This is a genomic window from Oceanobacillus massiliensis str. N'diop, assembly GCF_000285495.1.
GTDB classification, from domain to species: domain Bacteria; phylum Bacillota; class Bacilli; order Bacillales; family Amphibacillaceae; genus Oceanobacillus; species Oceanobacillus massiliensis.
Map to the genome: position 1 here is coordinate 790,341 of NZ_HE610976.1, position 14,751 is coordinate 805,091.

At 40.6% G+C, this 14,751-nt stretch carries 12 protein-coding genes; 6 read left to right on the forward strand and 6 right to left on the reverse strand.

The window, feature by feature from the left end; genetic code table 11:
* Positions 1–13: 13 nt before the first annotated feature.
* Positions 14–1,861: a cation:proton antiporter gene (locus tag OMHG_RS03790; RefSeq protein ID WP_010648458.1), complete on the reverse strand. Its 1,848-nt coding sequence runs from the start codon at positions 1,859–1,861 to the stop codon at positions 14–16.
* A 489-nt stretch (positions 1,862–2,350) separates the two neighbouring features.
* Here OMHG_RS03790 and brnQ point away from each other — a divergent pair, with 489 nt between their 5' ends.
* Together brnQ and recQ are read left to right on the forward strand one after the other, a co-directional pair.
* Positions 2,351–3,637 carry a branched-chain amino acid transport system II carrier protein gene (gene brnQ, locus OMHG_RS03795; protein ID WP_010648459.1) on the forward strand — a complete coding sequence of 429 codons (1,287 nt, stop codon included), beginning with the start codon at positions 2,351–2,353 and terminating at the stop codon, positions 3,635–3,637.
* 127 nt (positions 3,638–3,764) lie between these two features.
* Positions 3,765–5,912 carry a DNA helicase RecQ gene (gene recQ, locus OMHG_RS03800; protein ID WP_010648460.1) on the forward strand — a complete coding sequence of 716 codons (2,148 nt, stop codon included), beginning with the start codon at positions 3,765–3,767 and terminating at the stop codon, positions 5,910–5,912.
* A gap of 171 nt (positions 5,913–6,083) precedes the next feature.
* On the opposite strand, the gene OMHG_RS03805 is transcribed toward recQ, so the two are convergent.
* On the reverse strand, positions 6,084–7,328 hold the full coding sequence (locus OMHG_RS03805; RefSeq protein ID WP_010648462.1) for an aminopeptidase: 1,245 nt from the start codon (positions 7,326–7,328) through the stop codon (positions 6,084–6,086).
* A gap of 283 nt (positions 7,329–7,611) precedes the next feature.
* Here OMHG_RS03805 and OMHG_RS03810 point away from each other — a divergent pair, with 283 nt between their 5' ends.
* Positions 7,612–7,941, forward strand: a complete 330-nt coding sequence (locus OMHG_RS03810) for a winged helix-turn-helix transcriptional regulator (protein ID WP_010648463.1) — start codon at positions 7,612–7,614, stop codon at positions 7,939–7,941.
* Positions 7,942–8,100: 159 nt separating this feature from the next.
* On the opposite strand, the gene OMHG_RS03815 is transcribed toward OMHG_RS03810, so the two are convergent.
* Positions 8,101–8,613, reverse strand: a complete 513-nt coding sequence (locus tag OMHG_RS03815; RefSeq protein WP_010648465.1) for an acyl-CoA thioesterase — start codon at positions 8,611–8,613, stop codon at positions 8,101–8,103.
* A gap of 29 nt (positions 8,614–8,642) precedes the next feature.
* A complete protein-coding gene (gene cls, locus OMHG_RS03820; RefSeq protein WP_010648466.1) occupies positions 8,643–10,079 on the reverse strand; it encodes a cardiolipin synthase in 1,437 nt (478 codons plus the stop codon).
* A 358-nt stretch (positions 10,080–10,437) separates the two neighbouring features.
* On the opposite strand from cls, the gene rarD reads away from it, so the two are divergent.
* From rarD to OMHG_RS03835, 3 genes are all read left to right on the forward strand, one after another.
* Positions 10,438–11,349, forward strand: coding sequence for an EamA family transporter RarD (gene rarD / locus OMHG_RS03825; protein WP_010648468.1), 912 nt, complete (start codon positions 10,438–10,440; stop codon positions 11,347–11,349).
* Positions 11,350–11,597: 248 nt separating this feature from the next.
* The gene (locus OMHG_RS03830; RefSeq protein ID WP_010648470.1) at positions 11,598–12,491 is read left to right on the forward strand and encodes an SGNH/GDSL hydrolase family protein; all 894 of its coding nucleotides are present in this window, start codon (positions 11,598–11,600) and stop codon (positions 12,489–12,491) included.
* A gap of 11 nt (positions 12,492–12,502) precedes the next feature.
* A complete protein-coding gene (locus OMHG_RS03835; protein WP_010648471.1) occupies positions 12,503–13,138 on the forward strand; it encodes a YpmS family protein in 636 nt (211 codons plus the stop codon).
* A gap of 171 nt (positions 13,139–13,309) precedes the next feature.
* On the opposite strand, the gene OMHG_RS03840 is transcribed toward OMHG_RS03835, so the two are convergent.
* Together OMHG_RS03840 and OMHG_RS17730 are read right to left on the reverse strand one after the other, a co-directional pair.
* Positions 13,310–14,290, reverse strand: a complete 981-nt coding sequence (locus OMHG_RS03840; RefSeq protein WP_010648473.1) for a helix-turn-helix transcriptional regulator — start codon at positions 14,288–14,290, stop codon at positions 13,310–13,312.
* A 185-nt stretch (positions 14,291–14,475) separates the two neighbouring features.
* Positions 14,476–14,658: a hypothetical protein gene (locus OMHG_RS17730; protein ID WP_081498486.1), complete on the reverse strand. Its 183-nt coding sequence runs from the start codon at positions 14,656–14,658 to the stop codon at positions 14,476–14,478.
* Positions 14,659–14,751: the final 93 nt, after the last annotated feature.

A 14,751-nucleotide genomic window follows, 5' to 3' on the forward strand; every position in this document is an offset into this window, starting at 1 on the left:
CTTTTCCTTATATCTATTTCAAACCCTTACCGCTGTCTATTTTGGCCTGTATCTTTTCTTTTTCTTTAATTGGAGGTGTCAGGCTGACAATTGTGTCTCCTGCAACCGGAACAGTGCGCATTTCCTCAGAAAAGAATTTGAGCTGCCCAGAAGGTCTTACCAAATAAAGAAAAACTGTACTATTATCCTTATCTTTCTTATAGGATTCAAAGTTATATTGCTCCGTCAATGTTGTCTGACGAATCACATAACCATTGCTAACCTTGTCATTCAAGTCTTCCAGGGAAAACTTCTTATTAAAAAGTATCCTTCCTCCAACCTGGGATACCACCCCAGTCGAATAACCATTATCCAATTGCAAATATGGACTCACTTTAAATACATTCGTCCTGCCATATTCGGGGAGGAATGTCGTACAGATCAGTGAATTATAGGAACGGTCCTCTGTCAGGGCAAGCATATAATCATACGGAATCGTATCAAAGTGATGTTCCGTCTGCTCTGAAAGCATGTTGCCATGAAAGATTGGAACTCCCGCTTTTCTTGCCAGGCTGAGATGCTCCCAAGATGAATCTACAATGATCGCTGGAATCCCTGCTTTGGTCAGCGATTTTACCAATTCTACGGTAAATGGATTACTGCCGATAATTAATGCCCCTGGATTCCCTTCCATTGACAGGTTGAGCTTTTTCGCCAGCCAACCAAGCGAAAAGCCGTGGGCGAGCACTGTAAAGAATACCAGTGCAAAGGTTAATGTTGTCAGAATGGTCGCGCCTTCGTACCCCGCATCCGCCAAAACCGAGGCAAAATAACCCGATACCGTCAGTGCAACAATCCCGCGGGGCGCAATCCAGCCAAGCAGCGCCTTTTCATTGAAAGACAGTCCTGATCCGATAGTCGATAAAAATATAGACAAAGGTCGTACCGCGAACATCATCAATACGACATAGCCAATAATATTCGGGCTGAAGATATGAAGAATCGTCTCCATTTCCAAAGAGGCGGTCAGCATAATAAAGATGGTTGATGTAAGCAGGACAGATATGTTTTCCTTGAAATGCCGCATGTCCGAAATCGAACTAATTCCCATATTCGCAAGCGTAATCCCCATTGCTGTTACCGATAATAGTCCTGTCTCATGCATAATTTCATCTGCCGCTGTAAAACAAAGAATAACCACAACAACAACGGAGGAGGATTTCAGAAATTCCGGTACATGACCGGTCTCAAACATCCAGCCCAGCCCTCGGCCAAGTGCCCATCCAAGTATAACTGCAAACAGCGAGGCAGCAAAGAACATTAAAAGCTGTGTAGGATTTGGCTGGTCTGCACTTATAAACGTAATAATTTCAAATGCAAAAACAGCAAGCAATGCCCCTATCGGATCAACAATGATCCCTTCCCACTTTAAAACCTTAGCCGGTCTCGCCTTTAGTTTGGACTGGCGAAGCAACGGCATAATAACGGTTGGACCTGTTACAATAAATAAACCCCCGATAACAAATGCAACAGCCCAAGATAGACCCGCCACATAATGAGCTGTCAAGGAACCAAGAATCCATGCAATAAACGCACCAACTGTCGATATGAGAAAAATCGGCTTTCCTACGCCGCGCAGCTCACTGAAGCTCAGGTTCAAACTCCCTTCAAAGAGTATAATAGCTACCGCAACTGAAATCAGTGGACTGTATAAAGGTCCAAAATCCATTTCAGGGTTTATTAATCCAAAAATCGGTCCAATGAGCAGTCCTGTAATGGACATAACAACGATTGCCGGCATCCGGTACCGCCATGCCACCCACTGTGAACCAATTCCAAGCAGAACAATAATCATTATCTCAAACAATAAAGAAGGAACCATGCCATACCCCCTTACTCATTTATTTTAGGCTTTAAAAGGTTGTTGTTTTTGACGGAATATCGATTAACTGCGGTTTAGCTATCAACCTGAATTCATACTTTCGGCACATAATCCATAATTTACCTAATCGCAGGGCACAAGACCCCCGCAAGAACCGGATTTACTTTTTAGAAGGACAAAAGGTGGTCCGCAGAAAGCGCCCTGCTGCTGTACCGCCGTTTCCATTAACCTTAAAAACAACAATGCTTATAAGAAGTGCCTTTATTTATAAGGATATTTTATAGATGAATGGTAGAATTGTAAATTATTTAAGCCTTAATCAAACAGAAAAATAATATTGACATATTATAGCTATTCTTGTTAAGCTATCATTTGCTTTGATATCTAATATTCATTAATATCTGATTTTACAAATAATTTAGTGACTTAAAAACTTCGTATACAACTGTTCACAAAAGCAGATTAAATCATTTCCGGAGGATGTTTATCTTGAAAAAGGACATATTTACAATAGGATTAATGCTGTTCGCCTTATTTTTTGGGGCTGGGAACCTAATCTATCCGCCAACTCTTGGAATAGAGTCTGGTGCAGCTTTCTGGCCGGCAATCATGGGATTTATCATTACTGGTGTTGGACTGCCCCTCTTGGCAGTTACTGCGATTTCTTTTGTTAAGAATGATGCACGGGAACTGGCCGATCGGGTTCATCCTAAATTTGGATTAATTTTCACTTCAATTGTTTATCTTGCAATTGCCCCGTTTTTCGGCATACCGCGTGCCGCAACGGTAGCATACGAAATGAGCGTTAACGTTATGGTTGATGGGAACTCATCGTCAGCACTATTCCTCTTCACGAGCCTATTCTTTATTTTGGTATATGTATTCAGCCTGAGCCCTTCCCAAATGGTGGACAAAATCGGCAAATACCTTACACCTATCTTATTGCTTGCGATCATTGCCCTCGGTATTGGAAGTATTTTCCTATTGCATGCGCCGCTTTCTGCGCCTGCCGAAAAATACTCTGTTACACCCTTCTTTACCGGGTTTATGGAAGGCTATTTAACAATGGATGCCATTGCGGCACTGGCGTTTGGAATTATCGTTGTGAAGGCATTTAAAGAACGTGGAATTACCTCAAGAAGGGATCTGGTAAATGCCACACTAAAAGCAGGACTTATTGCAGCAATCGGGTTAATCATTGTGTATACCCTGCTTGGCTGGATAGGAACTAAAATGGCCACAGCAGGGAGCTTTTCAAACGGCGGTGAGGTGCTTTCGAGTACAGCAAGTATCATCTTTGGAAACTTCGGAGCACTATTGCTCGGCTCTATTGTGTTATTGGCATGCTTTTCCACCTCTGTGGGACTGGTTGTTGCCTCAGGGGAATTTTTCACAAAAATAACAAAGATACCATATAAATGGGTAATTTTAATCACAACACTGGTGAGTTATCTCATTGCAAATCAAGGATTAAATACGATAATAGGTATCTCCGTTCCAGTACTTGGATTCCTTTATCCAATTGTTATTGTGCTGGTCCTGCTAACATTCATCGGGAGACTGTTTGGAGATGCAACGAATGTCTACCGCGGCGCCATATTATTCACATCCATTATCAGCTTATATGATGTCTTCATTTCATTTGGTATTGAATCCCAACAAGTTACAACCATTATGGAAAGACTCCCATTCTATGCCAGCGGATTGGGATGGCTGATCCCAGCGGTAGCAGGCGGATTGATTGGTCTATTGTTCAGTCATCGGAAGCAAGCTTAGCGAGTCTATTGCTGGACTCGTTTTTTGTTTGGCTCTTTGCTGATCCCCTATAATAAAAATTAGGATTCTACTGAACGGACGCCAAAAAATATGTTAGGATTAGTCTATGAAAAGGAGGCACTGTGGCATGTTAGTAAAAGAAGAAAAAATTCTACAAACCTATTTCGGCTACGAGTCATTTCGTCCAGGTCAGCAGGAAACCATTGATCATATATTACACCTGAAGAATACACTTGCTGTGATGCCAACCGGCGGCGGTAAGTCCCTTTGCTACCAGATTCCAGGTTTATCTATGGACGGAACTGCAATCATCATCTCCCCATTAATCTCTCTTATGAAGGACCAGGTGGATGCACTGCAGGCTTTGGGTATCCCGGCAACCTTCATTAACAGCTCACTTTCAACAAGCGAACAGCAATCCCGTCTGCGTGATGTCGCCAATCAACGATATAAATTTGTATATGTTGCACCCGAGCGATTCGAGTCCAGCACTTTTGTAAATGTAATCAAGCGCATCCCTCTCGCACTCGTTGCGTTTGACGAGGCCCATTGTATTTCCCAATGGGGACATGATTTCAGACCAAGCTACCGTTCTATTGTTCCTAATTTAAAACGGCTATCCAACATCCCAGTCTTCGTTGCATTAACGGCAACTGCAACAGAGGAAGTCATTTCCGATATACAGGAGTTATTGAATATCAATGATACCAATGTCGTCAACACTGGGTTTGAACGGGAAAATCTATCGTTTCATATTGTAAAAGGGAAGGATAAGTCCTCCTACATACGGTTGTTTCTGGAAGAGCATTCGGACGAATCAGGAATTATTTATACGGCTACCAGAAAACAGACCGATACACTCCATGATCAGTTGTCCAGGCGAGGCATTGCCGTCGCTAAGTATCATGCCGGATTGTCGGAAGAAGAGCGGAAACAGGCTCAGTCAGCCTTCATCCATGATGAAAAGTCCATTATGATTGCAACGAACGCATTCGGTATGGGTATTGATAAATCCAATGTCCGGTATGTCATTCATTATGCTATGCCAATGAATATTGAATCCTACTATCAAGAAGCAGGAAGGGCAGGAAGAGACGGCGAACCGAGTGACTGTATCTTATTGTTTTCACCACAGGATGTACAATTGCAGAAATTTTTGATTGAGCAGTCACAAATGGATGATGCCTCCAAACAAAACGAATATCGAAAACTGCAGGCAATAATTAATTATTGTCATACCCACGGATGCCTGACAGCCTTTATACTTGATTATTTTGATGATACCGTAACGAAAACTACTTGCGGGCGCTGCAGTAATTGTGTAGAACGCCAGGAAAAGATTGATATTACGGAAGAAGCTCAAATGATTTTGTCCTGTGTCAAGAGAATGGATGAGCGCTATGGCGTAGGTATGACCGCGAAAGTGCTAAAAGGTTCAAAGGATAAGAAGATAAAAGATTTTCGGCTTGATAGAATATCCACCTATGGCATTCTCTCAGCATATACCGAAAAAGAGCTGACAGAGCGCATCCACTTTCTCGTTGCGGAACGCTTACTCGATACAGAAGAAGGACAGTATCCGACATTGCGATTGAATCAAAATTCTGTTGATGTGCTAAAAGGAAAGCGTTCTGTAGAAATGTATACCGCACCTATTCCTGCCAGTGAGAATACAGACTACCATGAGGACCTGTTCACAGAGCTTCGTACATTAAGGAAAAGAATTGCCGAGGAAAAAAATCTTCCACCATATGTCCTGTTCTCTGATGCTACACTCAAGGACCTAAGCAGATACTTCCCAGTGACAAAAGAGGACATGCTCGAGATCAAAGGTGTAGGTGAGAAAAAATACGATCAATATGGCGAGGAATTTTTAACGGTTATCCGGGAATGGCGTAAGGCCCACCCCGATGTAAAGCAGAAAATCCGGATTGCTGATTCAGCTTCTGCCAGACCAAAGACAAAGAAAGCAACTGATGATCGTCCAAGCCATTTAATCAGCTATCAGATGTTTCAGTCGGGAAAATCAATTAAAGATATTGCCGCTATTCGGGATTTCTCGAAAGTTACCATTGAGAATCATATATTTAAAGCTTTTCAGGAAGGACATCCGCTCGCTTGGGGAATCTTCTTTAATGAGCAAGAAGAAGCTGCTGTCCTTCTAGCCCATAGCAAGCTTGATGAACCAAAACTAAAGCCATTGAAGGAAGCCTTGCCTGAGGAATTTGACTATACAAAGATTAAGGCCGCTTTAGTAAAAAATGAATTGATGTAACAGGAACCGTTTGGCGCAATTACTGCGTTCAAGCGGTTTTTCTATAGGAGCTTCAGAGTTTCTTTCCTTATTTCGTTACGAAAATACCCCAAAAGTAAATCCGAACTGATTTGCATCGTTCGGATTTCACTTTGACTTATATATTTTTATCCAGTTTCGTTTCCTTTACCATTATTCCCCTTTTATGTTCAATGCCCATGTTCCGTTACGGAATACGGGTTCTGTAGTTCCGTCATATTTTACCCCATCGATATCCATTTCTTCTGAACCAATCATGAAATCAACATGGATCAGACTATCATTAACACCATGCTTGTCCAATTCCGCATCACCCATTGATGAGCCACCCTCAAGATTGGTTGGATACGCCTTACCTAGCGCGATATGACAGGATGCATTTTCATCAAATAATGTATTGTAGAAAATCAACCCGGACTGCGATACTGGTGATTCATGTGGTACTAATGCGACTTCACCAAGTCTGCGCGCCCCTTCATCCGAGTCAAGTAAATGCTTCAGAACCTGTTCCCCTTGTTCCGCTTTAAAATCAACGACTTGGCCATCCTTGAAAGTAAGGCTGAATTTATCGATTAAGCTTCCACCATAATTAAGTGGCTTTGTACTTGAAACCGTCCCATTAACGCCATACTTATGCGGTAATGAAAATACTTCCTCTGTCGGCATGTTCGGGTTGAATGTAACTCCGGTTTCCGCAACAGCAGATCCGCCTTTCCAAATATGTCCTTCAGGTAACTCCAATTCCAAGTCTGTTCCAGGAGCTTTAAAAATAAGCTTTTTATAGTTTCTGTCATTCAGCACTTCACGCGCTGTTTTCAAGGTTGCATTATGGGCATCCCATGCAGCATTCGGGTCATCCTGATCAACACGGACAATTTTCAATATGGCTTCCCACAAGTTTTCCATCGCATCCTCTTTTGTTAGTTCAGGGTAGATTTTCTGTGCCCAGTCACCGGATGGAATTGAAATGATCGACCAAGGAATTTTATCATTCATGGTATATTTCCGGAAATTCTTCATCGCTTCTGCTGCTGCCTTATTTGCAGTAGCTACCCGCAATGGGTCAATATCTTTTAATAGATCCGGATTTGTTGAGCGAATGTTTAGCACCGCTGCACCATCTTCAGCAAAGGTATCATACAGTTTCACTCGCCATTCTGGATAATCCGCAATTACCTCATCTGGTGCATTTTCATATCTCAATAACGTTAATTCATCATCTGTCCAATTAATATGGACATCCTTAGCACCCAGTTCATAAGCTTTACGGACAACAATTTTAGTAAATGCAGCCCCCTCGATCGATGCATTGATCATCAAAGCCTGTCCTTTTTGTAAATTAACCCCTGTACGCAATGCCAATTCAGCATATTTTTCCTGTGTTTTTTGATTTACCATAATTCTAACCTCCAATAATTCGTATAAAGGATTATTCAAATAAATTCCCCCAAACAAGAGAAACTTTTTGAACATACACTATAAAAACATTATTCCATAATCGGACCAAAAATACCAAAATTTCTTTCTATTCCCGAAATATTTTAGTTCAAAATTACTATATCAATATCCCCTCTATTTACGGATGAATAAGATTATGATAGTATGATAAAGAAGTTACTTTTTGTAATTATTGATGGACGACTAATATATATCGAGATTTTATAGAGTGAGGTGAATCATCATGGAGAAATTATGTCCACGTTTTGAAAAGGCTATGGGTCTCCTGAGTACACGCTGGGTAGGTTTAATATTATTTGAATTAATGGATGGTATGAAGCGTTTTTCGGAAATGGAAGCGGGATTGCCAATCAGCGGAAGACTGCTCTCTGATCGATTAAAATTACTCGAAAAAGAAGGTATCGTTGAACGAAAAATATATTCTGAATTTCCTGTTCGTATCGAATACTCGCTCTCAGAAAAGGGCAAGAAGCTCGAGCCAGTCATAAAAGAAATCCAATGCTGGGCTGATGACCATATTAAACTAGAAGAAATCGAAGAACAAAATTCATAATTTATCATTTATAGCGGAATGATAGTTCTTCTCTTCGTCAAAAGAAAAATCCAATCCGATTCAAATTTCTTATTAGAATTCGAATCAGATTGGATTTTTTATTTAGGCTGCCGGGTCATGTGCTTATGGCAGGACGGCTCTATTATACGTCATACTGCTTTATTCCATTACATATTTGGTACCAAAGGTTTTGGCTAGCTCCTGGGAGTTTTGTCTTCTTTCTTCGCGTCGATTCGCTCTTAGCGGTGCGCCCTCGTGCAGCATTTTTTCATGCTCTGTTTCTGGATAAACCGGCGGGACGGGAATAGGCCGTCCTTTTTGATCGATTGCAACAAAGGTCATGAAGGCTGTTGTACATACCTTCCTTTCTCCGGTTGAAATGTCTTCTGTAATTGCCTTCGCGAACACTTCCATAGAAGTATTATGTGTCCAGGTTACGAATGCTTCAATAGAGATATAATGCCCTACCTTTACCGGTGCTAGGAAATCCACTGAATCTGTTGATGCTGTGACCACAGGATTTTTTGCGTGTTTAACTGCAGCTATACCAGCAATATCATCTAAATGGGCCATTAGCTTACCGCCAAACAGGGTCCCATAGGCATTTGTATCTGGCGGCAGCACGTGAGTGGTCTTTAACGCCAATGACTTTGAACAAGCTTTTGCTTCCATATCGTTACTCCTCCTCAAACTTCTTCTATTTACAGAACAGGCGAGATCAATCTTGATAATGATTCCTTAAAGCGTATGCCGATTGATCTCTGCTTATATAGTTTTTTCGTCATCTGGGTAGACAACATAATATCCTCTTCAAATGACTGTACTAATCTTTCGGCGATACCAGAATCATATACAAATGCATTGACTTCAAAATTCAGCCGGAAGCTCCGAACATCTATATTGGCAGTACCGACAGATGAGATTTTACCGTCAATTACAATTGATTTCGAATGAAGAAAACCATTTTGATAAATAAATATTTCCGCTCCGGCATTCAACAGATCTCCGGCACTGGATAAGGTTGCCCAATAGACAAACGGATGGTCCGGTTTATTCGGAATCATAATCTTTACAACTACTCCAGATAAAACAGCTATCCGCAGCGCATCGCGGATACTTTCATCCGGGATAAAATACGGGGTCTGGATGTAGATATACTTCTTGGCTGCCAGAATCATTTTTATATAGCCATTTTTGATCTGCTCCCATTCGGAATCAGGGCCACTGGAAACGATTTGCATTCCCACATCCCCCATTGGGCTTGTATTATAATAACGGTCCTCATAATGGATATCTTCGTGTGATGCCTGATTCCAGTCCAGGATAAACCGTGTCTGCATACTTTGAACGGCATCACCCAATACACGCAAATGCGTATCACGCCAATACCCGAACTTGATATTTTTCCCCAAGTATTCATCACCTACATTAAATCCGCCAATGTAACCGACCTTCCCATCAATAATGGTCAGCTTCCGGTGGTTTCTGTAGTTGATTTTAAAATTCACAATGAACCTGGAAGGGAAAAAGGCTTCAACCATAACACCTGCATTCTTCATCCGCTTGATATATTTCCTCTTTAGGGATCTTGAACCCATATCATCATAAAGGACCCGGACATCTACGCCCTCATTCGCCTTTTTGATTAACACCTCAGCCAGCCGCTGTCCGAGCTCATCACTGCGCATTATGTAATACTGCATATGAATATGATCGGTTGCTTTTTGCATATCCTGAATGAGTGCATCGAATTTCTTAACACCATCGGTAAAAATTTCGACATCATTATTTTCGGTATAGATTGCATCGTCATTCCGTAAATGCAGATAGATCAAGTCCTTGTAGGGCTCCAATTCCTGATTAATAACGAATTCCCTATTCTCCAAAGACCTTAACTGGGCTTGCACCATGGTTTTTATTCCCATTCTGCTCTTTTTGTCCCACGTAAAAATTCGTCCCTTGCTTATCGGTTTTCCAAAGATCAAATAAAGCAGGAAACCCGCAACCGGGATAAACAATAGGACCATCAGCCATGCCCATGAAGAGGTGGGATCTTTTCGTTCCAGGAATACGATGGAAATACCTAAAGCAATATTAAATATGATTACAAAGCCTAATAAAAGCGATACAATTTCCATGGTTTAACGATCCCCTCTTTAAACACGTTGCCTTACTTATTAATATAGCACAGAAATTTATTCCACGATAATTCTGCCTAACCCAAGATTTATTATACACGCTTATTCCATTCTCTATTATAAAGGCTCTTTTCTAAGCGTTGCTGTCAGTCAAGCCTTATACATCTGAGCGAAAATGCTCTAGAACAGCGCCGCCTTAATGCTCCTGAGTTCTTTATCGTTAAACGTCCATGTAACCAATTAAAAGGGCGGCTCGAGCCTAGAGGAATCCGTTCAGACAGTCTCTCAGATTTATATATTGCTTTATTCACTTTTTCATTTTAGTATTATCTTATTGTGCTTGAAAAGGGGAATTCTTATGGAGAACAAAAAAACGAATCTTGGAATCATTTATACCTTTAGTGCATATGTACTGTGGGGTTTTATGACAATATACTGGAAACAGCTCGATAATGTTCCCGCCGGCGAAATACTTGCCTATAGGATCGTATGGGCATCCGCCTTCATGCTTCTGCTTGTTATTGTGTTAGGCAAGTGGCTTCCATTCTGGCAGGAGTGCCAAAGCATTATAAAAGACAGAAAGAAGCTAGCTGGAATAACAGCCGCTTCCATCGTAATCAGCTTGAACTGGTTTTTATTTATATGGGCTGTTGTCAATGGACATGTCCTGCAGGCAAGTCTGGGCTACTATATTAATCCTCTGATCAGTATATTGCTAGGTGTTGTTTTCCTGAAGGAATCTGTTACAAAAACGCAGAAGATCTCCTTTATACTGGCTGCAGCAGGAGTACTTTACCTTACATTCAGTTATGGTGTCTTTCCATGGATATCCATACTGCTTGCGCTGACATTTGCTTTATATGGATTATTAAAAAAAACTGTCGATATTGGAGCAATGTTCGGCCTGACGATCGAAACACTTCTCATAACTCCAGTCGCTCTTATATACTTGTGGATGATACCCAGGAATTCCTTTTCATTCGATGCTTTATTTAGTATGACAAACCTTTATTTGATCGGAGCCGGTACTCTTACTGCAATTCCTTTATTATTGTTTGCAAACGGAGCAAAGCAAATACCGCTTGCAATGGTAGGATTCCTGCAGTACATCACTCCAACGATGATGCTAATATTAGGTGTGTTCTTCTATAATGAAACATTTACACATGCCCATTTAGTTACCTTTATTTTAATATGGACAGCACTGTTCATCTATATGGGCTCTGTTTACAATAAGAGTAAGACAAAGCAGAAGTATCCCTCTCAATAAAATAATTGGTTTACTTCCGGGGCATCCGGGGAATAGGATAAAATCTCCCCCGAAAACGTCTTCTGAACAGAAGGCGTTTTTTAGTTTCGATATAAACTAAAAGACAATCTAAAAGTTTAACTTCCCATTTTATTGATTAAACTAATAGGGTATTGTAATTTCAAATGCTTTTTTAAATGAATACAAAAGTGGACAGTTACACATTATTTCCATAATATATAACAGATAACGATCATAGGTGTGATGACATGCAGAAAAAACGATTATATATTATCGCTTCTTTATTATTCTTAATTCTTTGCACAGCAGGGATAATTTTATATACTACCGGTCAATCAGATTCAAACCTAACGAAAACCGATTCTGTACCCGATGATAGTACTGAATCGGAACGGAAAGAATCAGCTGAGAATGAAACAGAAACTGAAGAAGAAAATGTTGAGCAAGAGCAGCGGACTTTCCCAGAACTTATAACGGAAGCAGTACAGAGCACGGTAGATTTTTTCACAAATCAAGAGACTCATATTGTTGCCATCGGTGATTCATTGACACAGGGTGTTGGTGATGAAACGGAACAGAATGGATATGTGGGAATATTGGATCGGACCATCAACGCAAATCAGCAGATTGCCCAGATCGATAATTACGGAAAACGTGGTAACCGAACCGATCAATTATTGCTGCGTCTGGAAAACAATGAAATCGCAAATGATATTCGTGATTCCGATATCGTACTGATTACCATTGGTGCCAATGATATTATGAAGGTTGCCAAAGACAACATTACCGATTTGGTGATGGAGGATTTTGTTTTTGAAAGGAAAGGTTATGAGGAGCGAATGCGTCAGATATTTGACGAAATCCGCAGACTTAATCCCAATACGGAGATATATCTTATTGGATTCTATAACCCGTTCGAACAATATTTCCAGGATATCAAAGAGCTGGACTTAATTGTCGAGACCTGGAATGCAGCAGGGAAAGCTATTACGGATGACTATGATAACGTAACTTATATACCGACAGAGGATTTATTTAAAGATTCAACAGAGAACCTTTTCTCTGAAGATAATTTCCATCCGAACTATGAAGGATATTATCGAATAGCTGAACGGGTGCTTGAATATATTACGATTAGATAAGGATGGACGCTATGTCTGACAGAAAACAGCGATTAAGTATAAGAAATAGATGGAAAAAATTATTCTATGGCTTACTCGCTATCAATATTGTTATTATGATTTCCCTGCTCTTGCTGATATTCTGGCCAGTTTCGGAGAATGAATTCCCAAATACAGCAGATCAGACGGAACAGGAAGGCTCTGAATTTGTAATCCGGACAACCAAACAAAACTTGAATGATCTCGTCAATGCCTATATTGAAAAATCCTTAGGTAATTCCAACCATCATTACAGGATTTCACTTGAGGATGATGTTCATCTGATTGGCGAACTTCCTGTTTTTTCTACAGCTGTACCACTATCGGTACACCTTGAACCATTGGTGCAGGAAAATGGCGATTTGATTTTAAAACAAAAATCAATCTCTGTCGGCCTGCTTGAGCTTCCTAATCAGAAAATCATGGAGTATATGGATAAATACCTGCCAATGCCGGAATGGGTAACCATTAACCCAGAAGACCAGGAAATCTATGTAGCAGTAACAGAAATGGATCTGCAAAGCAACTTGGTTGTTGCTGTTCAAACAATTGATTTAGAAGCAAATAACTTGGCCTTTAAATTAAGAGTCCCCTATGAAACATTGGGTATAGATATGCTCAGCGATTAATTCGCAAAAAGCAGACTGTCTATGTTTCTAAAGGCGCCGGAACAGCAATGGTCAAAATTGCTGGTCCTGTTAAGGGTCTGGATACCAAAAAATCCACGATGCATTTTGTATATGCTTCGTGGATTTTCTGTTTTAATCCCGTTTTCTGAAACTGCTCTATTTCTTATTTAATTACTCATATACCTTCATCATCTGCTCAATCTGAACCTTCACTCGTTCCACTAGATAATCAGGTGCGAGCACTTTGGCCTTATTTCCCCATGTCAGAATCCAGTTAATCAAGCCATCCGATAATTTTGCCTTTGTCTTTAGGACAAAATGGTCTTCATTCAATTCTTTGATATCTGCCTCCTGACCAAAGCGGTCCAGAACAACATTGATCAGATCTTTATGAAATTGTATTTTAATCCATATCTCTTCTCCAGCAAACATATGAAAGCTCTGATTCACATAATTCTGCAGCTTAAAATCCTGTCTTACAAAATGCTGGTCGCTTATTTTAATATTGCGGATTCGATCCAGTCGATAATGGCGCATTTCGCCGTTTTGCTGGAAGCGGCCAATCAGGTAGTAATAGTCATTTTGCCAGATTAAAGCATAGGGTTCCACCTTGTAGTAATCACCATTTCGGTTAAACTCAAATTCCTTTTGCATATTATATTTTCCATATTGATAGCTAAGTACCTTCTTATCGGAAATGGCATTATGAACAAAGTCAATATTCAGTTTCACCATATCATAATCCATGCTCGAGGCTTGGCTGAAAAGGAGCGGCTCGGGCAATGTTTTTGCTATCTTCTTACTGGTCAGCATCTTCACCTTATCAATGAGATTATATTTCTCTTTTTCTGTAATGAAACGAGCTGACAGAATCGCATCGATAATTAATCGTAATTGATAAGTTTCAAATAGGCGTGACTGATGGCTGTAAAGAAGCTTGCCGAATTTCCCTGTGTTGCGCACGATCTCAAAGTCCGCTTCATCAAGGATTTCCAAATCCCTTTTGATTGTTCGTTTATCAAAGGTTGCATTGGGCATCTCCCTTTGCAAACTCTCTATTATCTCTTGAATTCCCAGTTCATTATGTTCATCGGTATGATCAAATAAAATTTCTTTTAATTTCAATAACCGATAGTTGCTTTCGCGTTCCATACTGACACTCCTTTAACTTCATTACAGCAGACTGTTTCTAAGTGATTATTGCTCATGAGATATACTATATCACTGTGAGGTAACAACAATGGCGCTTTTCAGCTTCCTCGGAAGAAAGTTCGGCTTCTGCGGGATCTTCAGCTGTTGCTTTTCCCGCTGGAACTCCTTGGTTATTTATGGATTTATTATAATACAATCAAATAAGAATAAAACTCAATAAACCCGATGACTGCTCCGGCCGATTTCCGCTCCGGGCAGTCGCTTTCCGCGGGCAACGCTTCAGCTTCCTCAGAAGCAAAACCGGCTTCTTGCGGGATCTTCACCTGTTGCTTTTCCCGCTGGAGTCGACTGCCCTGCGCTCCAATCAATCAGCTTAATAATTGAATAACAGTAATTCGATTCAGAAAGCTAAATCTTAGCGGAGGAAATACATGGAGACTCCAGCGGGAAAGCGAAGACGC